The sequence below is a fragment of the Pulveribacter suum genome (genome assembly GCF_003013695.1).
GTDB classification, from domain to species: domain Bacteria; phylum Pseudomonadota; class Gammaproteobacteria; order Burkholderiales; family Burkholderiaceae_C; genus Melaminivora; species Melaminivora suum.
Map to the genome: position 1 here is coordinate 2,428,952 of NZ_CP027792.1, position 25,990 is coordinate 2,454,941.

Here is a 25,990-nt window from a genome sequence, read left to right on the forward strand (position 1 = left end):
CCGCATGGTTAAAGGGATCTGGCGGAGTCGGATGAGCTCTATACCGTCGCTTTTACCGTCAGTCAGTCCTTCGCAATGAAGCGCTGAGCAACGGCACGCTACGGGTACTTCTGAGCCCTCTCCAGCATACAGCCTTTGGCCATATTCATGTCTTTCAGGGCCCTGGAGCTTCTGCCCAGAACTCGGTGACACACGGACTCGTGCGGTCACACGATCAACACATCACGGTTTTGGACCAAGCCCCGCGAGCATCCTCACCGCTACCTACTTGACGGTTGATAGCTGCAACTTAGACTTTATTTCTACAGTTGTTGTATTATTGATTTATGGAAGAAGCCAACGCCGTCCGATCCCTCGCTGCGCTAGCGCAAGCATTGCGCCTGCGCCTGTTCCGCGCCCTGGTCGTCGCCGGCCCCGAGGGCCTGACCCCCGGAGCGCTGGCCGAGCAACTGGACGTGGCCGGCAACACGCTGTCGTTCCACCTCAAGGAACTGACGCATGCCGGCCTGGTGACGCAGGAGCGGCAGGGCCGCAACCTCATCTATCGGGCTTCGTTCACCACGATGAACGAGCTGCTGGGCTACCTCACCGAGAACTGCTGCGAGGGCGCAGCGTGCTCGACCACCGACGCGGCGGCGGATTGCCGTTGCTGAAAGGACCACGATGAAGCGCTTCCACGTTCACCTGCACGTCACCGATCTGGGCCAGAGCATCGCCTTCTATTCCAAGCTGTTCGCCGCCGAGCCCGCGCGCATCGAGGGCGACTATGCGAAGTGGATGCTGGAAGACCCGCGCCTGAACTTCGCCATCTCCACGCGCGGCGCTACGCCGGGCGTGGACCACCTAGGCTTTCAGGCGGACGAGGCCACCGAGCTGGTGAACCTCAAAGACCGGGCCGAGGCGGCCAACCTGGCGCTGCTCGATGAAGGCCAGACGACCTGCTGCTACGCCCGCAGTGACAAGCACTGGATCACGGACCCGCAGGGCGTGGCCTGGGAGCACTTCCAGACGCTGGGCAACGTGCCCGTGTTCGGCAAGCCAGGCCCGGCAAAGGCCGCTGCGGCGGCGTGCTGCGCCCCTGTGGCCGTACCGGCATCCGCATCGTGCTGCGGGCCTGCCAAGGCCTGCTGCTGATCCCTTTTCTCTTTCATCACGACTACCCCATGACCTCGACATCCAAGCCGCTGAACGTCCTGTTCCTCTGCACCCATAACTCGGCCCGCAGCATCCTGGCCGAAGCCTTGCTGAACGGCATGGCGGGCGACCGATTCCGCGGCTTCTCCGCTGGCAGCAGCCCGCGCGAGAACCAGCAGCCCAACCCGCTCGCGCTGGAAGCGCTGCAGCGCGTGGGCATTTCCACCGAAGGGCTGCGCAGCAAGAACTGGGACGAGTTCGCCAAGCCCGACGCACCGAACATGGACCTCATCATCACCGTGTGCGACAACGCGGCCGGCGAGATGTGCCCCGTCTGGCCAGGCCACCCCGCCACGGCGCATTGGGGCTACCCGGACCCGTCGGAAGTGGATAGCAGTCTTGAAGAGAAGCAGGCCGCGTTCCGCAAGACGCTGCACGCCATCCGGCAGCGCGTCGAGCTGTTCATCAACCTGCCCGCCGCAGCCATCGACAAGCTGACGATCCAGCAGTCCGCACGCGATCTGGCCAAGCGCTGATCCCTCGCGCGTCTGACCTCTCTCGCGGCCCAGCCGGGCCGCATCCCCGTTCTCCCTCATAGAAGGCCTCCGCCATGCTCGCGGCCATCCTGATTTTTCTGTTCACGCTCGTGCTGGTCATCTGGCAACCCCGGGGTCTGGGCATTGGCTGGAGCGCATCGTTCGGCGCTGTGCTGGCGCTGGTGTTCGGCGTGGTGCACCTGGCCGACATCGCCGTGGTGTGGGGCATCGTCTGGAACGCGACCGCCACATTCGTGGCCGTCATCATCATCAGCCTGCTGCTGGACGAAGCCGGCTTCTTCGAGTGGGCCGCGCTGCACGTGGCGCGCTGGGGCGGCGGGAACGGCCGCCGGTTGTTCGCCTTCATCGTGCTGCTGGGCGCGGCGGTGGCCGCGCTGTTCGCCAACGACGGCGCCGCACTGATCCTGACACCCATCGTCATGGCCATGCTGGTCGCGCTGGGCTTTTCGCCGGCCGCGACGCTGGCCTTCGTGATGGCAGCCGGCTTCATCGCCGACACGGCCAGCCTGCCGCTGGTCGTGTCCAACCTGGTCAACATCGTCTCGGCCGACTTCTTCGGCATCGGCTTCAACCAGTACGCGGCCGTGATGATGCCGGTCAACATCGCCGCCGTGCTGGCCAGCCTGCTGGTCCTGCTGCTGTACTTCGGCAGGAGCGTGCCGGCGCGCTACGATCTGGCGCAGCTCAAGGCGCCGGCCCAGGCCATCCGCGATCCGGCCACCTTCCGGGCCGGCTGGGTAGTGCTGGTCCTGCTGGTGGTCGGCTTCTTCGGCCTGGAGCCGCTGGGCGTGCCGGTCAGCGCGGTCGCGGCCGTGGCCGCCGTGGTGCTGCTGGCCGTCGCGGCCCGCGGCCACGTCATCAGCACGCGCAAGGTGCTGCACGGGGCGCCCTGGCAGATCGTGGTGTTCTCGCTGGGTATGTACCTGGTGGTCTACGGCCTGCGCAATGCCGGGCTGACCGACCGCATTGCCGGGCTGCTCGATGTGTTCGCGCAGGGCGGCATCTGGGGTGCAGCCATCGGCACAGGCGTGCTCACGGCCTTGCTGTCCTCGGTCATGAACAACATGCCCACGGTGCTCATCGGCGCACTGTCCATCGACGCATCGCAGGCAAGTGGTGTGGTGAAGGAAGCCATGATTTACGCCAACGTCATCGGCTGCGACCTCGGTCCCAAGATCACACCCATTGGCAGTCTGGCCACGCTACTCTGGCTGCACGTGCTCCAGAAGAAGGGGACCACCATCGCCTGGGGCTACTACTTCCGCGTGGGCATCGTGCTCACGCTGCCCGTGCTGCTGGTGACGCTGGCGGCTTTGGCGCTGCGCTTGTGCCTGGCCTGAGCGCGTCCACCGCCCAACAAGGAACCGACCATGCCCAACATCACGATCTACCACAACCCCGCCTGCGGCACGTCGCGCAACACGCTGGCGATGATCTGCAACAGCGGCGAGGAACCACAGGTCATCGAGTACCTGAAGACGCCGCCCGACCGGGCCACGCTGGAACGGCTCATCGCCGCCATGGGCATCACGCCGCGCGAGCTGCTGCGCAGGAAGGGCACGCCCTACGACGCGCTGGGCCTGGACAGCGCTTCATGGACCGATGCGCAGTTGATCGAGTTCATGCTGCAGGAACCTATCCTGATCAACCGGCCCATCGTCGTCACGCTGCTGGGCACGCGGCTGTGCCGGCCTTCCGAAGCCGTGCTGGATCTGCTGCCGCAACCGCAGCAAGGCGCCTTCACGAAGGAAGACGGCGAGGCCGTCATCGACGAGAAGGGAGCGCGCATTGCCAAGCCCTGAGCTGCCGAACATCGATGGCTCCAGCTTCCGCCGGCCCGACGTGGCGCGGCTGCTGCCGGCCGAGCGCGCGACCCATCCGCCGCGCATCCTGCTGCTCTACGGTTCAGTGCGTGAGCGCTCTTACAGCCGGCTCGTGACCGAGGAAGCGGCTCGGCTGCTGCAGGCCATGGGCGCCGAGCCGCGCATCTTCGATCCGCGCGGCCTGCCCCAGCCCGATGGCGCGCCCGAAGACCACCCCAAGGTGCAGGAGCTGCGCGAGCTGGCGCAGTGGTCGGAGGGCATGGTCTGGTGCTCGCCCGAGCGGCACGGGGCCATGACCGGCATCATGAAGTCGCAGATCGACTGGATTCCGCTGGCGGTCGGATCGGTGCGGCCCACACAGGGCAAGACGCTGGCCGTCATGGAGGTGTCGGGCGGCTCGCAATCCTTCAACGCAGTGAACCAACTGCGCGTGCTGGGCCGCTGGATGCGCATGCTGACCATCCCCAACCAGTCGTCGGTGGCCAAGGCCTTCGCCGAGTTTGAGGAAGACGGCCGCATGAAGCCCTCGCCTTACTACGAGCGCGTGGTGGACGTGATGGAGGAACTGGTGAAGTTCACGCTGCTGACGCGCGATTGCTCCGGCTACCTGGTGGACCGCTACAGCGAGCGGCGCGAGAGCGCCGAGGCGCTGTCCAAACGCGTCAACCTGCGCAGCATCTGACCGCCAGCATCAGGTGCAAGGCCGAACCACGACCACCGTGCTGCTGGGCGTGGCACAGACGCTGGCGTGGGCCTCGTCGTACTACCTGCCGGCCATCCTGGCCGACGCCATCGCCCGGGACGTGGGTACCTCCAGCTCGGCCGTGTTCGGGGCCTTCTCGGTGGCCTTGCTGATGTCTGCGGCCATCGGGCCGTTCGCCGGCCGCCTGATCGACCGGCGAGGCGGCCGGCCGGTGCTGATCGCCAGCAATGTGGTGTTCGCGGCCGGCCTGGCCGCACTCAGCCAGGCACAGCAGCCGCTGCACGTCCTCGCGGCCTGGGCCGTCATGGGTCTCGCGATGGGCAGCGGCCTCTACGAAGCCGCGTTTGCCACGGCAGTGCGGCTGCACGGCCAGCAGGCGCGGCGCACCATCACCGGCATCACGCTGTTCGCCGGCTTTGCCAGCACGGTTGGCTGGCCGCTGACGGCCTGGCTGGAGAGCACCATGGGGTGGCGTGGGGCCTGCCTCGTGTGGGCCGGTCTGCACCTGGTCATTGGCCTGCCGCTCAATGCCATGTTGCCGGCGGCCGAGCGCGCCGCGCACGCACCGAGCGATGCCATCGGCAAGCCCGAGCAGCAGGCGGCCCTGTCGCCGGACAAGCAGCGCGGCGCCGCCGTCCTGCTGGCCTTCGTCTTCGCCGTGGCCTGGTTCACCAGCACGGCCATGGCCGCGCACCTGCCCAAGTTGTTGCTGGGCGTGGGGGCCAGCCTGGCGGCGGCCGTGGGCATCGCGGCGCTGGTAGGGCCGGCCCAGGTCGCGGGCCGGCTAATCGAGTTCGCGTTTCTGAGCCGTGCGCACCCGCTGCTGTCGGCGCGCCTGGCCACGCTGGGCCATCCCCTAGGCGCCCTGTGCATCGGCCTGTTCGGCAGCTCGGCCGCGATGGCCTTCGCCTTGCTGCACGGCCTGGGCAATGGCATCCTGACCATCGCCATCGGGACGCTGCCGCTGCTGTTCTTCGGCGCGAAGGGCTACGGCCAGCGGCAAGGCTTCCTAATGGTGCCGGCCCGCATCGTGCAGGCCGGCGCACCGTTCCTGTTCGGCTTGGCGGTGGAGCGGCTGGGCGTGGGCGCGCTGTGGATCTCGGCGGTCCTGGGCTTGGTCGCGTGCCTTGCGCTGACGCGGCTGGCGATAGATCTGCGACGCTGAACAACTCCCGGCCGACGACAGAGACGGCCGGTCCACCTGTGCATGCTCAGGGCAACTCAGACGACCGCCTGGTGCCTTGACGGGCAGTCAATGCGTACCGTGGACATGTTTGCGCACGGCATGCTTGGGGAACACAGGCATCTCGGTCGAAAGTTCGTTCAAGATTCCGCAGCAACCTGCAGCGCTCGATTCGGCGCACTGTGCGCGGAGCACCTTGAGTTGCTTCTCAAGCTGTCTCAGTTCCCGGATGCGTTCGGCGACGTGCCCAATGTGCTCATCTAAGAGTTCGTTGACCCCCTCACAGTTTTCCTGTGGCGTTTCTTTGAAGCGCAGTAGGGAACGAATCTCGCCCAGGGCCATATCGAGCGATCGGCAATGCCGGATGAAGGTGAGCCGTTCAACGTGCTCTTCTGCATAGACCCGGTAGTTGTTTTCAGACCGCTGCGGCGCTGGCAACAGCGCTTCCCGCTCGTAGAAACGGATGCTCTCAATGCTTGTCCCTGTGGACTTGGCCAACTCGCCGATCTTCATGGGGCCTCCAAGAAAGGGAAAGCCTTGACTCTAAACCGGCTTCAGAGTCGTGATATGGAGCAGAGCCAACGTCTATTTGGGCTCAGACAGGCGCGCTGGAAGCCTTCGCGCACGCAACGCGCTCAATTCCCCCATGCAATGAGCGAGCAAAGAGGCCACCGCTTGACTCTCTACCCAGTACAGGGTTTGTAATTCGGCTGTTAAGGCTCGCTGCTGAGCGGGTCGATCAAACAAGGAGTGCCGATGGGAGAGAACTGCGCCGACGACGAAGCACAACATCTCGACGCTAGCCAAGCCCAGGACCGCAGCATCTTGTTGCTGGTCCTGCTGATTAATCTGGGGCAATGCGTGGCCGGGGTTGGCGTTGGCGTGTGGGCTTCTTCTACCGCACTGATCGGCGCCGCCCTGGACAACCTGGCCGACGCGTCGGTGTATGGCGTGAGCCTTTATGCAGTTGGTCGCGCGTCGGCGATCAAAGTCCGCGCCGCGAGGCTGTCAGGCTGGCTGTTGATCGGCTTGGCCGTGATGCTGCTGATTGAAGTGCTGCGCCGGTTTTTTGGCGGCGAACCGCCCGTAGGGCCAGCCATGATGGCTATGGCTTTCGTCAATGCAGCGTTGAACATCGTCTGCCTGCGCCTGCTGAAGCGTCACCGTGGGGAGGACGTCAACTTCAAGGCGTCGGCCATCTTCACCAGCAACGACTCGATCGTGAACCTCGGCATCGTGCTGTCCGGGGCCTTGGTGATGTGGTGGGGCTCGAACCTGCCGGACTTGATTCTTGGCCTCGTGGTGTCGGCGATCGCAGCCAACGGTGGCAGGGAGATCCTCTCCGAAGCGGCCGAGGCCGCCGAAAAGTCTCCGTCCGATGCCACTTGACTCTGCACCTGCTACAGGGTGTTCAATGGCGGTACATCCAAAGGCATATGAATGAAGATCGACCTCAATTCCGAAGCCGCCGACGAAGCCGTGCGCAGTTCCAACGGCAACACCACAGTATTCGACATCCCCAATATGGACTGCCGCAACGAAGAGGCTGCCATCCGCGCGCGGTTGGCGGCGCTTTCAGTGGTCCGGTCCCTGTCATTCGATCTCCCACAGCGCCGTCTGACCGTGGTGCACACATCGGAGACGCCACAACACCTGCTGCAGGCATTGGGCGAGATCGGCATGAAAGCCTCGGTAGCACCCGAACCCGCTGGAGCACCTGAAGATCGCTGCGCATCGACCTGTTTGTCGGGTTGCAGCAGCAAGAGTGCACCAAAGACCGACGTGTTCACGATCCCGAACATGGATTGCCGCAACGAAGAAGCGGCGATTCGAACCCGCCTGCAACCGCTCCCCGACGTCATGTCGCTCGAGTTCGACCTGAAAGCACGCCGGTTGGCTGTCGTCCACAGTCTGCCCTCCGCGGATGCGCTGCTGGAGCAGCTTCAGGCGATCGGGATGCAGGCCCACCTCGGCGATCTGCCACGAGAGGCATCGCCGAGACGCGAGACGGCCGGTTGCAGCCCATGCGGCAAGCCCGCAGCTTCGCCTGCGCCGCCCGCCACTGGCAATGCCACGCAGTTCTTGATCACCAACATGGACTGCCCTACCGAGGAAGCGCTGATTCGCAAGCGCCTGGGCAACGTGGCCGGGATCGACAGGCTTGACTTCGATCTGATGAACCGGCGCCTGGCAGTTCTGCACCGCCTGGCAGGCCCTGCGCCGGTGCTTGCCGCGCTGCGCGATATCGGCATGAACGCCACAGTGGAGCGTGAAGCAGGCCCGAGCCCGAACGGACTGGCCACTTACCTCATCGAGAAGATGGACTGTCCGACCGAGGAGGCACTGCTGCGCAAGGCGCTGGAGGGCATGCCAGGCGTGGACGGGCTGCAGTTCGACCTGATGAGCAGAAAACTGACCGTGAGCCATTCGCTGCAGGACTTGGCATCGGTCACTGCGGCCATCGAGCGGGTGGGGATGTCACCGGTTCTGCAGGACAGCAGCCAGCCAGCCCCGGCAGTGACCCGAGAGTTCGGTAGCGGGATCTCTAAGAGCCAATGGTTGCGCATGGCGGCTGCTGGAGCGCTTGCGATTGGTGCGGAAGTGATGGCTTTCTCAGGCTGGGGCGAATCATCGGTACCCGTTGTGGCCGCTTCGTTGGTCGCCATCGCGCTGGGCGGCATCGAGACCCTCAAGAAGGGCTGGATCGCGCTGCGCACGATGTCGTTGAACATGAACTTGCTGATGACCATCGCCGTCATCGGCGCCGCACTCATCGGCCAGTGGCCCGAGGCGGCGGTCGTGATTTGGCTGTTCGGCATCGCGGAAATGATCGAGGCGCTGAGTTTGGATCGGGCGCGCAACGCCATCCGCAAACTGATGGACCTGGCGCCGGAGACGGCGTTGGTCAAACAGCCCGATGGGCGCTGGGAGGAAGTCAAGGCCGAAACAGTCGTGCTCGGCGCTCAGATTCGCGTCCGACCCGGCGAGCGGATCGCGCTGGATGGCGTCGTGGTCTCGGGTGCATCGGCAGTTAACCAGGCGCCTATCACCGGCGAGAGCATGCCGGTGGAAAAAAACCCGGGCGATACGGTGTTTGCCGGAACGATCAACGACCGTGGCACCTTGGAGTTCGAGGTCCGCTCGCGCAAGGGCGAAACCACCCTCGACCGAATTGCCCGTTCGGTGCAGGAAGCGCAAGGCCAGCGTGCGCCCACACAGCGCTTTGTCGACCGCTTTGCCAGCGTCTACACCCCGGCCGTGTTCGCGCTGGCCCTCGCCATTGCTGTGATCCCGCCGCTCTTCTTTGGCGGTGCATGGTTCGACTGGGCCTACAAGGCGCTCGTCATGCTGGTCATCGCCTGTCCCTGTGCCCTGGTGATCTCGACCCCTGTCACCGTCGTCAGCGGCTTGGCGACCGCCGCCCGCCGCGGCATCCTGGTCAAAGGTGGGCTGTACCTCGAACAGGGCCGGTTGCTGCGTGCAGTGGCACTCGACAAGACCGGCACACTGACCCATGGCCGTCCCGCATTGACCGACACGGTTCCTCTCACCTCACTGTCGCAATCGGATGTATTGCGGCTCGCTGCGAGCCTCGATGCCTTGTCTGAACACCCTGTGGCCACGGCCATCGTCAATGGCTACGGCGACAACCCGCTCGCAACCGTGCAAGGCTTTGAGGCCTTGGCTGGACGCGGCGTCAAGGGCGACATCGATGGCCACACCTACTACATCGGCAACCAGCGCTTGGCCACCGAACTGGGTGTGATGACGGACCGTGCAAGTGCGCTGCTCGACCAGCTCGAAGCCCAGGCGAAGACGGCGGTCGTGCTGGCCACGGCCGACCAGGCGCTGGCCGTTCTCGCCGTGGCTGACACCGTGCGAGAGAGCAGCAAGCAGGCGATCGCCGAATTGAAGCGACTCGGCGTCGAGCCAGTGATGCTTACCGGCGACAACCGCAAGACGGCGCAAGCTGTTGCTGCACAGGTTGGCATCACCGACGCTCGCGGCGAGCTGCTGCCTCAAGACAAGCTAGAGGCGATCACAAAGCTCGCAGAGCAAGGGCCGGTGGGCATGGTCGGTGACGGCGTCAATGACGCGCCGGCGCTTGCGAAGTCGGACATCGGCTTTGCCATGGGGGCGGCCGGTACCGACACAGCCATCGAGACCGCCGACGTGGCGTTGATGCAGGACGACCTGCGCAAACTCCCTGAGTTCATTGCGCTGTCGCGCCGGGTCGCTGGCGTGTTGAAGGCGAACATCGCTTTCGCGATCGGAACGAAGGCAGTCTTCATGGTGCTGGCCTTCACGGGCCATGCCAGCCTGTGGCTGGCGATCCTCGCCGACATGGGTGCGAGCTTGGCGGTGGTGTTCAACGGGTTGCGGCTGTTGAGGGACAAGCCGGCGGAGGCGCAGGATGCGCGTTGATCGCAGTTCGTGGGGCGCGCTCGGCTTGGCCGCGTTCGTGATGCTTGCGGACGTTCTGACCAAGCAGGCTATCGTCGCGTGGGTCGCGTACGGTGCGCAGCACCCATGGCTGCCCATCCTCAACATTGTCCATCTGCTGAATCCAGGTGCCGCATTCAGCTTCCTGAGCCAGGCCGGCGGGTGGCAGCGCTGGTTCTTCCTCGCCATCGCACTCATCGCCTCGTTGTTCCTTCTCGTGATGATCTTGCGGCCGCAGACGCGGCCGCTGGAGCGCGCGGCTTTCGGCCTGATCCTCGGCGGAGCCCTGGGCAACGCGATCGACCGCGTGCTGCGCGGTGCAGTGGTGGATTGGATCGATATGCACTGGGGCGGGTACCACTGGCCGGCTTTCAATGCCGCCGACGTGGGCATCAGTGCGGGAGTGGCGGTGCTCGTGCTCGATGCCTGGCGCTCGTCGAGACAAAGGACGATTGCCGACCGTGCTTGATGAGCTTGGTGAAGCTTGTCACTCCCAGTTTCCGGCTTCGAAGGGACACTTCTACGCGGAGTAAAGGGGCACCTTACTGTCTTGGGCCACGAGACCTCCTTGAGATGAGCCCCCCGATTACACTTGTACTACCCCATGTCGCGCCGCCGCAATCGCTTGCTGACCACGTTCTTCGTGGTGCTGTCCCTGCTGTTCTCGCAGCTGGCACTGGCGAGCTACGTTTGCCCGGCAGACGCCGACACTGCTGCGATGGCCGCCATGATGGCCGCTGGCGAGCCGTGCAACGGCATGGACCAGGTGCAGCCGGTCTTTTGCCATCAGCATTCGGCTGGCGCAGCCCAGTCTTTCGAGGCCGTCAAAGTCCCTGCGCCGTCGCTACCAGCGATCGTGCAGGTACTGGTGGTGCCACCAGTGCTGCAAGCAACTGAAGCCCTCGCCGCCCCTCTGGCGGCCGATACGCAGGCCCGCCCGCCTCCAGACCCCCTCTTTCTCTCCACGCTCCGACTTCGAGTCTGACGCCTCCGATCGACTGACAGGCGCCGGCGCGGCACGTCCGCTCGCCGGCAAACACCCCGTTTGTTCTCGGAGTTCCCATGTTCACCCACTATCCGCGTGCGGCCCTTTTGGCCGTCGCCATGCTGCCGGCCCTGGCGGCTGCTGCACCGCTCACGCTCGACCAGGCACTCGACCTCGCCGTGCAGCGCTCCGAAGCTGCGCATGCCGCACGTGCCGGCGTCGCCAGCGCGACCGAAACCGCACGCGCAGCGGGCCAGTTGCCCGATCCAATGCTGCGTGTGGGCGTCGAAAACCTGCCCATCACCGGCGGGGACCGTTTCAGCACGACCCGCGAATCGATGACGATGAAACGCATCGGCATCGCCCAGGAATGGGTATCGGCCGACAAGCGCGCAGCGCGCCAGGCCACCGCAGACGCGATGGTCAACCGGGAGAGCGTCTCGGTCCAGGCAACGGCTGCGCAGGTGCGCACGCAAACGGCGCTGGCTTACCTGGACGTGTATTTCGCAGGCGAGGCACTCAAGCTGGCAACCCAGACCGAGCACCATGTGCACGAAGAGCTGGAAGCGGCCAAGGGCCGGCTGTGGTCGGCCGCCACCAACAGCCAGGAAGTGCTGGCGCTGACCAGTGCCCGCGGCGTCGCAGAGGACGATTCAGCCGATGTGTTGCAGCAGGAGCGCGGCGCGCGCGTGGCGCTGGAGCGTTGGGTCGGCGTCCCCGCAGATGATCTCGCGGCGCCGGTTGGCCTGCCGAACGTGGGTGAGGAGTCCTACGTCGCCAACCATCCCGCAGTCCTGGCCGCGCAGCGCGACATCGAGGTCGCAAGGCAGGAGGCCGCCGTTGCCGCCGCCAACCGCAAGCCGAACTGGTCGTGGGAAGTATCCTATGGCCAGCGCACCGGCTACTCGGACATGGTGTCGGTTGGCGTGAGCATTCCCTTGCCGGTTGCGCCGGCCCAACGACAGGACCGCGACACGGCGGCCAAGTTGGCGCTGGTCGACAAGGCCGAAGCCAATCTGGCGGAGGCCTCGCGCGCGGCGACGGCGGAGTTTCGCACGCTGGCCAGCGACGCCCAACGGCTAACCGATCGCGTCGAGCGGTATCAGGCAGCCGTTGTGGCTCCCGCCCGGCAGCGCACTGTTGTCACCTTGGCCGGCTACCGCTCGAACCAGGTCAGCCTGGTGACGCTGTTCGAGGCGCGTCGTGCGGAGGTCGAAACGCAAAGGAAGCTGCTTTCGCTGAAGCGAGACCTGGCGAAGGTGCAGGCCCAACTGGCCTTCAAGCCTCTCCTGGCGGGAGGTGCCCCATGAAGCGCGCTCTGCCAATTGCCCTCTCGCTCCTCGGTGCCGCCGTGCTGGCCGTTGGCAGCTTCTACGCCGGACGCCAGACCGGCACCGCCACCGAGGCACCGATGGCGGCCACGCCGGGGGTGGCGGCATCAGGTACCGCAGAGCGCAAGGTGCTGTACTGGCACGACCCGATGGTGCCGGGCCAGCGCTTCGACAAGCCCGGCAAATCGCCGTTCATGGACATGCAGCTCGTTCCCGTCTATGCCGACGAAGCGAGCGACTCGGGCGTGAAGATCAGCCCGACGGTGCAGCAGAACCTGGGCATCCGTACCACGGTGGTCAGCCGGGTGGACGTGTCGTCGTCCTTCGACGCGGTCGGCACCGTGCAATTCGATGAGCGCCTCAGTGTCGCGGTCCAGACCCGTGTGGCCGGCTACGTCGAGCGCCTGGCCGTGCGCGCGCCCATGGAGCGGGTCCGCAAAGGCCAGCCGCTCGCAACCCTGTTCGCGCCGGACTGGCTGGGAGCGCAGAATGAACTGCTTGCGCTCCAGCGTGCGGGCGCATCGGAAGACCTGGTGGCGGCCGCACGTGAGCGCATGCGCGCCTTGTCCATCCCTGAGGCCCTCATCCACCAGAGCGAAGCAGCCGGCACGGCGCAGGCGCGTTTCACGCTCAGTGCGCCGGTCAGCGGCGTGATCGCGGAACTCGGTGTGCGCGAGGGCGTGGCGGTCTCTCCGGGCATGACGTTGTTTCGCATCGCGGGCCTGGAGAAGGTATGGGCGGTGGCGGAGGTGCCCGAGGCGCAAGCGGTACGCCTGACGCGCGGCCAGAAGGTCCGGGCCGTCCTCCAAGCCGATGCCAGCCAAGCCTTTGGCGGCGAGCTCAAAGAGATCCTGCCGCAGGTCAGCGCGAGCACCCGGACACTGCAGGCGCGCTTTGAAGTCGACAACGCGGGGGGCAGGCTGATGCCCGGGATGCTGCTGCGCCTGCAGGTCACCGGGCCTTCGGCTTCTCGCCTGGTCGTACCCGCCGAAGCGGTGATCCGCACCGGCACACGCACCGTCGCCATCGTTCGCAAGGACAACGGCGCGTTCGAGCCTCGCGACATCCAGTTGGGCGCTGACCTCGGCGACACCGTCGAGGTGGTTACCGGGCTCGCCGATGGCGACCGGGTCGTTGCCAGTGGCCAGTTCCTCATCGATTCCGAGGCGCGGCTGCGCTCCGTGCTGGGCGCGATGACCGCAGTCACCGCGGTACCTGCAGGCCCCCCCTCCGCGCCGGCACCGATGCCGGCGAACGTGCACACCGGCGACGGCAAGGTCGAAAGCATCGACGCGGACGGCATCACCATCTCCCACGGCCCTATTGCTTCGTTGAAGTGGCCCGCAATGACCATGGGCTTCAGCAAGCCCACCGGCAAGGCCTTTGCCGACATCAAGCCGGGTGACATGGTTCGCTTCGAGTTCAGGCAAGGCGGCTCGATGGACTATGAGCTGGTGTCCGTGCAGCGCCTTGGAGCTGCCAAGTGATCGCTGCCCTCATCCGCTGGTCGATCGGCAACCGGTTCCTCGTGCTCATCGCCACGGCGTTCCTCGTGGCTGCGGGGATCTGGTCGGTCAGGCACACGCCTGTCGACGCGTTGCCGGACCTGTCGGACACCCAGGTCATCGTGCGCACGACGTATCCCGGCAAGCCGCCCCAGGTGGTCGAGGACCTGGTCACCTATCCGCTCACCACCACCATGCTCAGCGTGCCCGGGGCGAAGACGGTTCGTGGCTACTCGTTCTTCGGTGACTCCTTCGTCTACGTTCTGTTCGACGACAAGACCGACCCGTACTGGGCCAGGTCGCGTGTCGTGGAATACCTGAGCCAGGTGCAAAGCAGGTTGCCCACCGGGGCAACGGCCGCGCTCGGCCCGGACGCCACCGGCGTGGGCTGGGTCTATGAGTACGCGCTTGTCGATCGCACGGGTAAGAACGACCTTGGACAGCTGCGTGCGCTCAATGACTGGTTCTTGAAGTTCGAGCTGAAGACGGTGCCGGACGTGGCCGAAGTCGCCAGCATCGGCGGGATGGTGCGGCAGTACCAGGTGGTTCTGGACCCCGACCGCATGCGGGCGCTGGGCGTCACGCAGGGCGCGGTGATCGACGCCCTGGGCAAGGCCAACCAGGCCGCTGGAGGCTCTGTCGTCGAGCTGGCTGAGGCGGAGTACATGGTCCGTTCGCGCGGCTTCCTGAAGTCGCTCGACGACTTCCGCACCATTGCGCTGCCCGTCTCGGGCACGACGCCGGTGCTCCTGCGCGATGTGGCGACCGTGCAGATCGGCCCGGAGATGCGCCGCGGCATCGCCGAACTGGACGGTGAAGGCGAAGTCGTGGGCGGTGTCGTGGTCATGCGCTCGGGAAAGAACGCCAGGACCACCATCGAGGCGGTCAAGGCCAAGCTGGCTGCCTTGAAGCCGAGCCTGCCGCAGGGCGTCGAGGTGGTCGAGACCTACGACCGCTCCAAGCTCATCGACCGCGCCGTCCTGAACCTGCGCGACAAGCTCGCCGAAGAGTTCATCGTGGTAGCGCTCGTCTGCGCGGTGTTCCTGTTCCACCTGCGCTCGGCACTGGTCGCCGTCGTCACGCTGCCGGTGGGTGTGCTGACGGCGTTCATCGTGATGCACTGGCAAGGTGTCAGCGCGAACATCCTGAGCTTGTCGGGCGTGGCCATCGCGCTGGGGGCGATGGTGGACGCGTCAGTGGTGCTGGTCGAGGCGGCGCACAAGCACCTGGAGCACTTCGAAGACCAGCACCAGCGGCAACCGACGGTGTCCGAGCGCTGGGCGCTGATCGCGCAGGCCTCGGTCGAGGTCGGACCGGCGCTGTTCTTCTCGCTGCTGGTCATCACGCTGTCGTTCCTGCCGGTGTTCACGCTCGAAGCGCAGGAAGGCCGGCTGTTTGCGCCACTGGCCTTCACGAAGACCTATGCCATGGCGGCAGCAGCCGGGCTGTCGGTGACGCTGGTACCGGTCCTGATGGGCTACCTGGTCCGAGGCCGCATTCCGAGGGAGACGGCGAACCCGCTCAATCGTTTCCTCATCGCTGTCTACCGTCCCGCGCTGGAGCTGGTGCTCCGGTTCCCGAAGCTCACCCTGGCGATCGCGGCCCTGGTGCTGGCGATCACCGCGGTGCCGGTCATGCGCCTGGGCGGTGAGTTCATGCCGGCGCTCGACGAGGGCGACCTGCTGTACATGCCCTCGGCGCTGCCGGGCCTGTCGATCTCCAAGGCGTCGGAATTGCTGCAGCAGACCGACAGGCTCATCAAGACGGTGCCAGAGGTCGAGCGCGTGTTCGGCAAGGCCGGACGCGCGGACACGGCGACGGACCCCGCACCGCTGGAGATGTTCGAGACGACCATCCAGTTCAAGCCGCGCGACCAGTGGCGAGCGGGCATGACGCCGGACAAGCTGGTCGAGGAACTGGACCGCGTCGTCAAGGTGCCCGGCCTGTCCAACGTATGGGTGCCGCCCATCCGCAACCGCATCGACATGCTGGCCACGGGCATCAAGAGTCCGGTGGGCATCAAAGTCGCCGGGGCGGACCTTGCGACGATTGACCGCCTGACCGCACAGGTCGAGGCGGCGGTGAGGAGCGTGCCCGGCGTGTCTTCGGCCCTCGCCGAACGGCTGACCGGTGGCCGCTATATCGACGTGGACGTGGACCGGCCTGCCGCAGCGCGCCATGGTTTGTCCGTGGCCGATGTACAGAGCATCGTCTCGACGGCCATCGGCGGCGACAACGTCGGGGAAGTGATCCAGGGCCGCGAGCGCTACCCCATCAATGTGCGCTACCCGCGTGAGATTCGCGACTCGCTGCAGCGCCTGCGGGAGCTGCCGTTCGTCACAGAGAGGGGGGCGACGGTGCTGCTGCAGGACGTGGCGCGCATCTCCATCGAGGAAGGGCCGCCGATGCTGCGCAGCGAGAACGCTCGCCTGTCGGGCTGGGTTTACGTCGATGTTCGCGGCCGGGACCTGCGTTCGGTCGTGACCGATATGCAGGCAGCGGTGACTAAGCAAGTGGCATTGCCAGCCGGCTACGCCGTTTCCTGGTCCGGCCAGTTCGAATACCTGGAGCGCGCCACCGAGCGACTGAAGGTGGTCGTGCCCGTGACGGTGGCGGTCATCTTCGTTCTGCTGTACCTGCTGTTCCGCTCGTTCAGCGATGCGGCGATCGTGATGGCCGCGGTGCCGTTCTCGCTGGTCGGAGGCTTCTGGCTGGTCTGGGCGCTGGGGCATTCGATCTCGGTCGCGACGGCGGTCGGTTTCATCGCGCTCGCAGGTCTCGCGGCGGAGTTCGGCGTGGTGATGCTCGTCTACCTGAAGAACGCCCATGCACGTCGCCTTGCCGAAGGGCAACCGGACTCGGACGAGACGCTGCTGGCGGCCATCCGCGAGGGCGCAGTGCATCGGGTACGGCCCAAGGCGATGACAGTCGCCGTCGTGATGGCGGGCCTGGTGCCCATCCTGCTGGGGACCGGCACCGGCTCGGAGATCATGACCCGCATCGCCGCGCCGATGGTCGGAGGCATGGTCACGGCACCGCTGCTGAGCATGCTGGTAATACCGGCCGTGTGGTATTTGGTGCACCGCAAGCGCGACGCGAGGTATCACCGCTCCTCTGCGGGGAACCCGGCCACCACGGCCTCAACGCCCTGAAAACCCATCAACCAACTGACGAAGGACCCATGATGAAAGTACACCACATCCTGATCGCTGCCATCCTGGAGGCGGCCGCTGCCCAGGCTTCGGCGCAAGGCATGTCAATGCCTGCGAAACCAGCGGCCGCCTCTGCTCCGGCGATGCCACTGGTCGACGGCGAGGTCCGCAAGCTCGATCCTGCGGCAGGCCTCGTCGTGCTGCAGCACGGCGACATCCCGAACCTGGCCATGCCCGGTATGACGATGGGCTTCGACGTCGCGGACAAGAAGATGCTGAATGGCCTGAAGGTGGGGGACAAGGTGCGGTTTCAGGCCGAGATGATCAAGGGCAAGGCGACCGTGACCGAGTTGAAGACGGTCAAGTAGTGCAGCGGCTCTTCGGGCAATTTTGATCGCAACAAGCTATTTCTGGCTTTCGCCGCCGAACTGCTGGGAACGCAGTCGAAGCGAGTTCGCGATGACGCTCACTGACGAAAGAGCCATCGCTGCTGCCGCGACCACCGGCGACAGCAGGAGCCCGAAAGCGGGATAAAGAACGCCGGCAGCGAGCGGAATCCCCGCTACGTTGTAAGCAAACGAGAGGAAGAGGTTCTGGCGGATGTTGCGCATGGTCGCCTTAGACAGGGCGCGCGCACGCACGATGCCCATCAGGTCCCCTGTGAGCAAGGTGATTCCTGAACTCTCCATGGCCACATCGGTACCCGTGCCCATCGCGATACCAACATCGGCGGCGGCCAGGGCTGGGGCGTCGTTCACACCATCGCCGGCCATGGCGACAACCCTGCCTTCGCCCTTCAATCGTTGCACGACCGCCGCCTTGTCCTCTGGGAACACTTCGGGGATGACCTCGTCGATGCCGAGATCCCGTGCCACAGCTTCGGCGGTTGTGCGCCCATCACCGGTGAGCATCACGATCCGCATGCCAGCGCTGCGCAGTTCCTGGATGGCCTGCTTTGCGGTCAGTTTGATGGGGTCGGCGATCCCCACGAAGCCCGCCAGGCGGCCCCCAACGGCCACAAAGATGACTGTTGCAGCCTCGGCGCGTGCCTGTTCTGCCCGGGTGTTCAGTTCGGTCGTATCAATCCCATGCTCCGCGAGAAATTTCGCGCTGCCGCAGATGACGGCCGTCCCTTCGATGGTGCCGAGAACGCCCTTGCCAACCGGTGAGTCAAAGTCCACCACAGGCAGCAGGGAGAGGCTGCGTTCTTGAGCCTTCGCGACGATGGCGGCCGCCAATGGGTGTTCGCTCGCTCGTTCGACGCTGGCCAACTTTTGGAGAACATCCGATTCGTCGAAGCCTGGGAGCGTGACGATCCGGGTCACTTTGGGGCGGCCCTCGGTGAGGGTCCCGGTCTTGTCCACGACCAAGGTGTCCACCTTCTGCATGCGCTCCAGTGCCTCGGCATCCCGGACGAGAACACCGCTTTGCGCGCCACGCCCGACCCCCACCATGATCGACATGGGCGTTGCAAGGCCCAAAGCGCACGGGCAGGCGATGATGAGCACCGCAACAGCCGCGATCAGTGCATGCGAGAAGGCGGGCGCCGGCCCCCAGGCCATCCAGGCAACGAAGGTGAGGACAGTGGCTACAAGCACGGCGGGAACGAACCAGCCTGCGACCTGGTCGGCCATGCGCTGAATCGGCGCGCGGCTTCTCTGCGCGGTCGCCACCATGTGGACGATCTGCGAGAGCAGCGTGTCTGCGCCTACCTTCTCCGCGCGCATCACGAAGCCGCCCGTCTGGTTCATGGTGCCTGCGGTGACCTTGGAACCTGGCGCCTTCGCAACTGGCATCGGCTCGCCGGTCACCATCGACTCGTCTACCGTGCCTTTGCCTTCTACCAACTCACCATCGACTGGCACCTTGTCGCCGGGCCGAACGCGAAGGAGTTCACCGGTTTCGATGGCGTCCAAGGGAACTGTTTCGTCGTGCCCACCGGCATTGACCCGCAACGCCGTCTTGGGTGCCAGGTCGAGCAAGGCGCGGATGGCCCCCGAGGTCTTCTCCCGGGCGCGTAGCTCAAGAACCTGGCCGAGCAGGACAAGTACGGTGATGACGGCGGCCGCCTCGAAGTAGATCGGTACTGCGCCGTCGCCCGACCTAAACGAAGGCGGGAACACCCCGGGGGCCACGGTCCCGACAAGGCTGTAGGTCCACGCCGCACCTGTGCCGAGCGCAATCAGGGTGAACATGTTGAGATGGCGGCTTCGCAATGAAGCCCAGCCACGGGTGAAGAACGGCCAGCCCGCCCACAACACGACCGGCGTGGCCAACAGCAGTTGAGTCCAGTTCGAGGTCTGCTGGCCGACCAAGTGATGCAGGTTGACGAGGTGCGAGCCCATTTCCAGGACGAAGACGGGCGCCGTGAGAGCCAATGCGATCCAGAAGCGGCGGGTCATGTCCCGAAGCTCTGGGCTTTCCTGTGCTCCAGCCGTAGCCAGGACGGGCTCCAATGCCATCCCGCAGATGGGGCAAGTGCCCGGCCCTACCTGCCGAATCTGAGGGTGCATCGGGCAGGTGTATTCAGCGTCCATACCACCTTGTGCAACGGGCGCGGTGCGCTTGTGGCTGTGATGACCGTCGTGGTGGTGCGCACCGTGCATGGTCCCACCCGCAGCCGCGCCTTGGGCCGGGTGTTGATGCTCCACGTCAGGCTTCTCCATGGAGCAATGGTTGTGCTCGTGCGAGCTTGTGGTCCGCGTCATTGGAAAATCTCCTTGCTTCACAAGGTAAGCCCTCCAACGGTTGGAAGGTCAAGCCGTGGACCATGCAATCGGGCCCACCGGCTGGCGACACTGATGCTCAGCCGGCCCCCGATAAGGCCATCAGTTCAATGCATGGGCGGCTTCCGCATAGTTGGCGGCCCGCCCTCTGAACCTCCCATGAGGCTACCTCTTAGGCACTTTTGTTCGGCCAATCGGCCTTGAGCTCCTCAGCGGATCGGCTGAAGCGTGTCGATGCCGGTGCTTTCATCTGTTTCTGGAGGCGGCGGCGGCACGTGCCGATCCCTGTAGGACGGAAGATCAGGTGCGCCATTGGGCACGCGCTGAGCCTCCAGCCGGGCGATGTGTCGCTTCATTTGCGTGATCTCACGAATTTGCGCATCGATGATCCCATCAGCCAGCTTGCGCACTTCAGGATCTTTGATGTGCGCTCTCTCGCTGGTCATGATCGCGATTGAATGGTGCGGGACCATCGCCTTCATGTAGCTCACGTCATCGACGGTTTCCTGACTGCGAACGAGCCAGAGAGCTATGGCGAAAACTACTACGCTGCCGAGAAAGATCGCCATGTTGGCTCTCTTGCTTTTGTACATGCTCGTCATGAAGCCGAGCATGATGAACGCCATGGCCGCGCCCATCACGATGGCCATCCACGCGCGCGTCTGGCTGAACTCTACGTGGCTTAGGACGTAGGTGTTCAAATACATCAGCCCGTACATAACGACCGTCGATGTCGCCACCATCGCGGCGAAGCGGCCATATCCCATTCTCATATCGCTACCGTCCTCCATTTCGCTCTCCTGGGTAAAGGTGATCGTGAGCATCGCCTCGTAAGAACATCAAAGGGCAAACGGCGGCCATGCGGGGTTACCAGGGATCTTGCAAACACAGCATGTACGCACGAGGACTGCTGTCTTCGTACCGAGTTAGATGCGCAGGCGCGTTAGCGGCCGGGCGGATCAATGCACCATTGCCAGGCAAGCTTCGGCGCAGCGGTGGCAGGCCTCGGCGCAGTCCTTGCAGTGCTGCGCCTCGTGCCGGGCACACTCATCGCCACAGGCCTTGCAGATTTCGGCGCAAAGGCGGCAGATGGCAACCGCATGGTCGCTGCCTCGGGCCATCGCCGCCGAGGCAAGCTGGCAGACCGCCGCACAGTCGATGTCCAACGCGATGCACTTGGCCATCATCTTCACGTCCTGCTCAGCCAGGCAGGAAGCAGCGCAGTGGTTGCATGCCGCCGCGCAAGCGTTGCAAGTTTCGATACATGCGGCATAAGTTTCATGTGACATCGTTTTCTCCTACGCGAAAAAGCCGGAGGACCGGCGGAACGGGCGACCCGAGAGCCGCCCCGGGACAGAGAGACAATCTTCAGCGCGCCGCCTCAAGCTTGGTGACGGTGAACTTCCCGTCTATCTTGTCAGCGACGAACTGCACCTTGTCGCCAACTTGGACCTTCTCCAGCACCGCCGGGTCCTGAACCTGAAACACCATCGTCATGCCGGGCATGTCCAGGTTCTTGAGCGGACCGTGCTTGATGGTGAGCTTCTGGTTTTCCTTGTCGACTTTCCTGATCTCTCCCTCGGCAAACGGCGTGCCTGCAGACGCGGATGCGCTCGCCGGGTCGGTGGTCGGTTGTGCACCGGCCAGGCCGGAAATGGATATCAGGGCTGCTGCGACGGCCGCTGCAAACCAGGTGTTTCGAGAGGATGTCATGGCTTGTTTCCTAATGTTGAGTGAGTGGCACGGTGCGACACACACCGCGTCCGGTGCCATTACTTGGCGGACGCCTTGCCCTTGGCCTTGGCGACGGTGACTGCGCCCTTCATGCCCGCGTCGTAATGGCCGGGCTGCAGGCACGCGAAGTCCACCTTGCCAGCCTTGGTGAACTGCCAGATGACTTCGCCGCTCTTGCCCGGGGCCAAGGTGACCATGTTGGGATCGTCGTGTTCCATCTCCGGGTTCTTCTTCATCACCTCGTAGTGCTCCTTGAGTTCTTGCTCGGTGCCAAGGACCAGCTCGTGCTTAACCTTGCCCGAGTTCGTGATGAGGAAGCGGACGGTTTCGTTCTGCTGGACATCGATGGTGGCGGGGTTGAAGCGCATGGCATCGGTCATATCGACCTTGATCGTGCGCGTGACCTTGGCGGCCACGCCGGGTTTGCCAACGGCCGCGCCTGGCTCGCCATGGCCACCCGCGTGGGTGCCAGATGCAAATGCGGCGCTTGTGGCAACAGCGAACAAGGTTGCGGCGAGTACGTTACGGATGGTTTGTGTCTTCATGGGGGGTTCCTCGGTTAAAAAAGATCAGTGGCCTGCGTGGCCACCATTGGCTGGCTTGCGGACTTGCACTTCGATGTTCTTCGCGGGCATGTTTTGCGCCGGCATGGCCGATGGGCCGGCTCCGCTGGATCTGGCAGGCTCTGCCATGGGTGCGCCGTATTCGTACGCGACCGTGCCCTTGGGGTGTTTGAACCAACCGGGGTTGGAGTAATCCCCTGGCTTTTGGTCCTTGCGCACCTTCACCATGCTGAACATGCCGCCCATCTCGACGGAGCCGAACGGCCCTTCGCCGCTCATCATCCGAGCGGTGTTGTCGGGCAGCGGCATCTCCATCTCGCCCATGTCGGCCATGCCACGCTCGCCCATGACCATGTAGTCGGGCACGAGCTTGGTGATCTGCTTGACCACGTCCTTGTGATCGACACCGATCATCGTGGGCACGTCGTGCCCCATAGCGTTCATCGTGTGATGGCTCTTGTGGCAGTGGAAGGCCCAATCGCCTTCTTCGTCGGCCAGGAACTCCACCTGGCGCATCTGGCCCACGGCCACGTCGGTCGTCACTTCATGCCAGCGCGTACTCTTGGGCGTGGGCCCACCGTCGGTACCCGTCACCAGGAACTCGTGCCCGTGCAGGTGCATCGGGTGGTTGGTCATGGTCAGGTTGCCGAAGCGAATGCGCACCTTGTCGTTGAGCCGCACGTTGAGCGAATCGATGCCCGGGAAAACGCGGCTGTTCCACGACCAGAGGTTGAAGTCCAGCATGGTCATGATCTTCGGCGTCGCGCTGCCCGGCTCGATGTCGTAGGCGTTGAGCAGGAACACGAAATCGCGGTCGACCTCGTCGATGAGCGGGTGCTTCCCCTTGGGATGGGTGACCCAGAAGCCCATCATTCCCATCGCCATCTGCGTCATTTCATCGGCGTGCGGGTGGTACATGAAGGTCCCCGGGCGGCGCGCGACAAACTCGTAGACGAAGGTCTTGCCCGGCTGGATCGGCGGCTGGGTCAGGCCCGACACGCCGTCCATGCCATTGGGCAGACGTTGCCCGTGCCAGTGGATGGAGGTGTGTTCGGGCAGCTTGTTGGTGACGAAAATTCGCACCCGGTCCCCTTCGACCACCTCGATGGTCGGACCTGGCGACTGGCCGTTGTAGCCCCACAGGTGGGCCTTGAAGCCCGGGGCCATCTCCCGCACGACGGATTCGGCCACCAGGTGGAATTCCTTCACGCCGTTGTTCATCCGCCATGGCAGCGTCCAGCCGTTCAAGGTGACCACCGGGTTGTAGGGCCGGCCTGTGGATGGTGTCAGGGGCGGCATGGTGTCAGGCCGGGTTTGCAGGACCGGTTCCGGCAACGCGGCCATGGCAACCTTGCTCACGGAAGCGGCTGCGATGGCGCCAGTGATGGCTCCCGCGCCGCTCAGAAAATTGCGTCTATTGTTCATGTGTGTCTTGGAAATGAGGCTCAATGGGCCGCTGCGGCGGCGGGCTGAGAGCCGCCACTGGCGGCTGGTGCGGCGGCCGCAATGGGGCGCCCTCGAAGGGATGCCGACAGAGCCGCGTCCGCAAGCCAGAATTGCTGTTGCGCTTCGATGGCACGGGTTACGCTGGTGACCTGGTCGCGCGCCTCGGCCAGCAACTCGAAGACCCCAATCAACATCCCGTTGTAGCGCAGCACGTTTTCATCGGCCATGGCCTGGCGCAGCGGGACGATCTCGTCGCGGTAGTGCCGCGCAATGTCGTAGGCGGTGCGGTAGGCGGAGTACCCTTCTCGAAGCTGGGACGTGGCACCGCGTACAGCGGCGTCGTAGCGATTGGCCGCGGCGAGAGACTGGGCGTTGAGCGCCTCGCGCTGGGCGGAGCCCCAATCGAACAAGGGCAAGCGGATGTCCAGTTCGAAACCGCGGGCTGTGCCCCGCGTGCCTTCGGCGTTGTCGAACACGGTATCGCGCCGAATCCCGGCCTCGATATCGATGTACGTGAACAGCAGGTTGATACCCTGCGACTTTCCAGCCAAGTCGAGCTGGGCACGCGCTTGCTGCACGTCCAGGCGCTGCGCGGTTGCTGCAGAGGCCACCGCCTTGGCCTCGCGGGGAGCCTTCGGCAGATCAGGCAAGCGTTCGGGCAGCTTGAGCTTGGCCGATTGCGCATTGTCCAGTCCAAGGGCCCGCACCAACTCCTCACGGGCAGCGACGGCCGTGTGCCGCGCAGAAGCCAGTTCGGTGGTCGCGTCGGCGTAAAACACTTGCTGCCGCGCCCGCTGCAGCTTGCTGAAATTGCCCACGAGCTGCATGCGCCGGGCAAGCTCGGCACTCGCCTCGGCCGACTGCTTGACCTGCTCGGCGTACTGCAGCGTCTGCTGAGCCGCAACGGCCCTCACCCAGGTCTGGCGCACTTGCGTGATCTGGTCGACGACGGTGCTGGTGAGTTGGACCTGCGCCTGTGCCGCCTGGCTCCGTGCAATCGATATGCGCTTGGGCAGCAGCAGGATGTCGACCAAGCCAAAGGACAGAAGTCGACCGATTTCCAGCTCATCGCCCAGCCGCACGCGCTCGAAGCTGAAGACCGGGTTCGGGATGCGGCCAGCCTGGTTTGCTGCAGCGATGTCAGCCCAGCTTTGTGCGATGAGCGCCTGGAGTGCGGGACTGTTGGCCAGGGCCAATTGAACCGCACCGTCCTGAGACAGCGGCTTGCCAAGCAGTTCCTCGGACAACGATGCGCGGGCGACGCGCTGATCCCGGCTCGTGCTGAGTTCCAGTTTGCCGCCGGTGAACTCGGCAGCAGACGCGTTGGTTTCCTTGACCGCGTCATCAATTCCGAGAGATGCACAACCTGTCAGGACGGCTGCGGCTGCGGCAGCGAGCGACAAACGAAGCGGCCGGATCATGGCTTCTCCTTGGCCGTCGGAGCAGGCATTGCATGACCCTGTCCGTGGCCGGCGCTGGGCGTCCCAGCGGCATCCTCGCCAGCGGCTTCCTTCGCATAGGCTCGCCAGCCGCCCCGTTGTTCGACGGTGGTATTGGCAGCGCGCCATGGGATCGGCTTTTCGTCAGAGAGGGCTTTGTAGCCTTCCATGGCGGAGTTGTAAGGTAGTGCCGGCGTCTGGCTCGGCACGGGGGTTGTACCGTGGGAGTTCTGCGCTCCTGCGGTCAAGGCCACAAACGTGGTCAGGCAAGCCAGCCAAGGGGCCGGCGATAAAGTGAACATGTGATCCTCGCGATGTTCATGAACGAAATGGCGTGGCATCGCCCCGCAAGGCGAGCAACATCAAAAACGAAACAAGCGCGTCCACACGCCAGCAGCAAAGCTGCCGGGGCTGGACACGATCACGCGCGAGGTGGTTTGTGGGGAACGCTCGGCGTAACGGACGCCGGCGGATAGAGAGGCTCTACGAGCTCAGCCTGTGGTGGGCTGTGACTGTTGACTGCAGCAAGGGTCGGCGTAAGACCCACACCATGGCACGGGGCACAGTTACCACATCTGTGGCTCTGGTCCGGGCCACCATCATCATGGTGCGCGCCAGACTGGCCATCATGATGATGGCTCTCGGCGGCTACATGGCTGACGTGGTGGTCATCGGTAGTCAGCGTACTAACCGCGGCATGCGGATTCGCGTCCGGGCCGCAAAGCGTCATGGCTGCCGCAGCGTACGCCTGAAAGGGCACCGCGAGCATCATGAGCCACAGCAGGATTGCGCGAAAGCTGACCATCGCTCAATTGTAGAGGAAAGGCGTTAGTTGTCGTTCGCCCTGCGCAATTCAGCTTGGAAGCCGAAGCCAAAGGACACCCGTATTTCGCCGATCTCGGCGCAATTAATCAGCAATCACCTACGCACAGCAGTCCCTGCGGGGCCGGCCCGACCCATATAGTCGAACACGCGCTGCGGGTTCGCCGCGCCTTCGGACGCGTTGCCCAGCGGCAAAGGGCAAAACACCTGACGCACCTTTGGCCTTGACTCGGCCACAGGCTGGCACTTGACGTCGGTTAGCCGTTGTGGCCATGTACTATTGGACGGCAGCGGGATGGTGCGGGGCATATTGCCCTCCGGAAGCGCTGCCCTTATGGACTGCAGAATGCCTGGACAGCCTTTGGCAGTGAGATTTGGAAAGGGCTATAGGCAAGCTAAACGTCCTTCAATGGCACTACGCTGCGCTTCGCCCACAAGCGCTGA

24 protein-coding genes are annotated in these 25,990 nt (G+C 64.8%); 15 read left to right on the forward strand and 9 right to left on the reverse strand.

Going from position 1 to position 25,990, the window contains the following annotated elements; all coding sequences use genetic code 11:
* The first annotated feature begins 326 nt into the window (after nt 1-326).
* The 7 genes from C7H73_RS11160 to C7H73_RS11190 all read left to right on the forward strand — a co-directional run bounded on the left by C7H73_RS11160 (nt 327) and on the right by C7H73_RS11190 (nt 5,382).
* A complete protein-coding gene (locus tag C7H73_RS11160) occupies nt 327-653 on the forward strand; it encodes an ArsR/SmtB family transcription factor (protein ID WP_106846715.1) in 327 nt (108 codons plus the stop codon).
* A gap of 10 nt (nt 654-663) precedes the next feature.
* On the forward strand, nt 664-1,134 hold the full coding sequence (locus C7H73_RS11165; RefSeq protein WP_106846716.1) for an ArsI/CadI family heavy metal resistance metalloenzyme: 471 nt from the start codon (nt 664-666) through the stop codon (nt 1,132-1,134).
* A gap of 29 nt (nt 1,135-1,163) precedes the next feature.
* Nucleotides 1,164-1,670: an arsenate reductase ArsC gene (locus tag C7H73_RS11170; RefSeq protein WP_106847642.1), complete on the forward strand. Its 507-nt coding sequence runs from the start codon at nt 1,164-1,166 to the stop codon at nt 1,668-1,670.
* 74 nt (nt 1,671-1,744) lie between these two features.
* The gene (locus tag C7H73_RS11175) at nt 1,745-3,031 is read left to right on the forward strand and encodes an arsenic transporter (RefSeq protein WP_106846717.1); all 1,287 of its coding nucleotides are present in this window, start codon (nt 1,745-1,747) and stop codon (nt 3,029-3,031) included.
* A 30-nt stretch (nt 3,032-3,061) separates the two neighbouring features.
* Nucleotides 3,062-3,493, forward strand: a complete 432-nt coding sequence (arsC, locus tag C7H73_RS11180) for an arsenate reductase (glutaredoxin) (protein WP_106846718.1) — start codon at nt 3,062-3,064, stop codon at nt 3,491-3,493.
* A complete protein-coding gene (arsH, locus tag C7H73_RS11185; RefSeq protein ID WP_106846719.1) occupies nt 3,480-4,196 on the forward strand; it encodes an arsenical resistance protein ArsH in 717 nt (238 codons plus the stop codon). Before arsC ends, arsH begins: the two co-directional genes overlap by 14 nt.
* Before the next feature lie 13 nt (nt 4,197-4,209).
* Nucleotides 4,210-5,382, forward strand: a complete 1,173-nt coding sequence (locus C7H73_RS11190; RefSeq protein WP_106846720.1) for an MFS transporter — start codon at nt 4,210-4,212, stop codon at nt 5,380-5,382.
* An 87-nt stretch (nt 5,383-5,469) separates the two neighbouring features.
* Here C7H73_RS11190 and cadR read toward each other — a convergent pair whose 3' ends face one another.
* Nucleotides 5,470-5,913 carry a Cd(II)/Pb(II)-responsive transcriptional regulator gene (cadR, locus tag C7H73_RS11195; protein WP_106846721.1) on the reverse strand — a complete coding sequence of 148 codons (444 nt, stop codon included), beginning with the start codon at nt 5,911-5,913 and terminating at the stop codon, nt 5,470-5,472.
* A gap of 243 nt (nt 5,914-6,156) precedes the next feature.
* Between cadR and C7H73_RS11200 the strand changes: the two genes are divergently transcribed.
* The 8 genes from C7H73_RS11200 (at nt 6,157) to C7H73_RS11235 (ending at nt 17,184) form a co-directional block, all read left to right on the forward strand.
* On the forward strand, nt 6,157-6,789 hold the full coding sequence (locus tag C7H73_RS11200) for a cation transporter (protein ID WP_106846722.1): 633 nt from the start codon (nt 6,157-6,159) through the stop codon (nt 6,787-6,789).
* A 51-nt stretch (nt 6,790-6,840) separates the two neighbouring features.
* Nucleotides 6,841-9,825: a heavy metal translocating P-type ATPase gene (locus tag C7H73_RS11205; protein WP_106846723.1), complete on the forward strand. Its 2,985-nt coding sequence runs from the start codon at nt 6,841-6,843 to the stop codon at nt 9,823-9,825.
* On the forward strand, nt 9,815-10,312 hold the full coding sequence (gene lspA / locus C7H73_RS11210; protein WP_106846724.1) for a signal peptidase II: 498 nt from the start codon (nt 9,815-9,817) through the stop codon (nt 10,310-10,312). Before C7H73_RS11205 ends, lspA begins: the two co-directional genes overlap by 11 nt.
* A gap of 123 nt (nt 10,313-10,435) precedes the next feature.
* Nucleotides 10,436-10,828, forward strand: coding sequence for a hypothetical protein (locus C7H73_RS11215; protein ID WP_319424419.1), 393 nt, complete (start codon nt 10,436-10,438; stop codon nt 10,826-10,828).
* Nucleotides 10,829-10,905: 77 nt separating this feature from the next.
* On the forward strand, nt 10,906-12,138 hold the full coding sequence (locus C7H73_RS11220; protein ID WP_106846726.1) for a TolC family protein: 1,233 nt from the start codon (nt 10,906-10,908) through the stop codon (nt 12,136-12,138).
* Entirely contained in the window at nt 12,135-13,646 is a 1,512-nt protein-coding gene (locus C7H73_RS11225; protein WP_106846727.1) for an efflux RND transporter periplasmic adaptor subunit, read from the forward strand. The genes C7H73_RS11220 and C7H73_RS11225 overlap by 4 nt, the downstream gene beginning before the upstream one ends.
* The gene (locus C7H73_RS11230) at nt 13,643-16,816 is read left to right on the forward strand and encodes an efflux RND transporter permease subunit (protein WP_106846728.1); all 3,174 of its coding nucleotides are present in this window, start codon (nt 13,643-13,645) and stop codon (nt 16,814-16,816) included. Before C7H73_RS11225 ends, C7H73_RS11230 begins: the two co-directional genes overlap by 4 nt.
* A 32-nt stretch (nt 16,817-16,848) precedes the next feature.
* The gene (locus C7H73_RS11235) at nt 16,849-17,184 is read left to right on the forward strand and encodes a copper-binding protein (protein WP_106847643.1); all 336 of its coding nucleotides are present in this window, start codon (nt 16,849-16,851) and stop codon (nt 17,182-17,184) included.
* A 36-nt stretch (nt 17,185-17,220) separates the two neighbouring features.
* Here the strand turns inward: C7H73_RS11235 and C7H73_RS11240 are convergent, their stop codons facing one another.
* The 8 genes from C7H73_RS11240 to C7H73_RS15900 form a co-directional block, all read right to left on the reverse strand.
* Nucleotides 17,221-19,482, reverse strand: a complete 2,262-nt coding sequence (locus tag C7H73_RS11240; RefSeq protein ID WP_106847644.1) for a copper-transporting P-type ATPase — start codon at nt 19,480-19,482, stop codon at nt 17,221-17,223.
* A gap of 269 nt (nt 19,483-19,751) precedes the next feature.
* Nucleotides 19,752-20,366, reverse strand: coding sequence for a DUF305 domain-containing protein (locus C7H73_RS11245; protein WP_227001331.1), 615 nt, complete (start codon nt 20,364-20,366; stop codon nt 19,752-19,754).
* Nucleotides 20,367-20,501: 135 nt separating this feature from the next.
* The gene (locus tag C7H73_RS11250; RefSeq protein ID WP_106846729.1) at nt 20,502-20,831 is read right to left on the reverse strand and encodes a four-helix bundle copper-binding protein; all 330 of its coding nucleotides are present in this window, start codon (nt 20,829-20,831) and stop codon (nt 20,502-20,504) included.
* A gap of 79 nt (nt 20,832-20,910) precedes the next feature.
* Complete coding sequence (locus C7H73_RS11255) at nt 20,911-21,255, reverse strand: copper-binding protein (RefSeq protein WP_106846730.1); 345 nt, start codon at nt 21,253-21,255, stop codon at nt 20,911-20,913.
* Nucleotides 21,256-21,314: 59 nt separating this feature from the next.
* Complete coding sequence (locus C7H73_RS11260; RefSeq protein WP_106846731.1) at nt 21,315-21,821, reverse strand: cupredoxin domain-containing protein; 507 nt, start codon at nt 21,819-21,821, stop codon at nt 21,315-21,317.
* A 24-nt stretch (nt 21,822-21,845) separates the two neighbouring features.
* A complete protein-coding gene (locus C7H73_RS11265; protein ID WP_106846732.1) occupies nt 21,846-23,264 on the reverse strand; it encodes a multicopper oxidase family protein in 1,419 nt (472 codons plus the stop codon).
* Between the two features lie 20 nt (nt 23,265-23,284).
* Complete coding sequence (locus C7H73_RS11270; protein WP_106846733.1) at nt 23,285-24,706, reverse strand: TolC family protein; 1,422 nt, start codon at nt 24,704-24,706, stop codon at nt 23,285-23,287.
* A gap of 439 nt (nt 24,707-25,145) precedes the next feature.
* Nucleotides 25,146-25,529 (reverse strand): DUF2946 family protein, encoded by a 384-nt coding sequence (locus tag C7H73_RS15900; protein WP_373305385.1) that lies wholly within the window; start codon nt 25,527-25,529, stop codon nt 25,146-25,148.
* Nucleotides 25,530-25,990 lie beyond the last annotated feature (461 nt).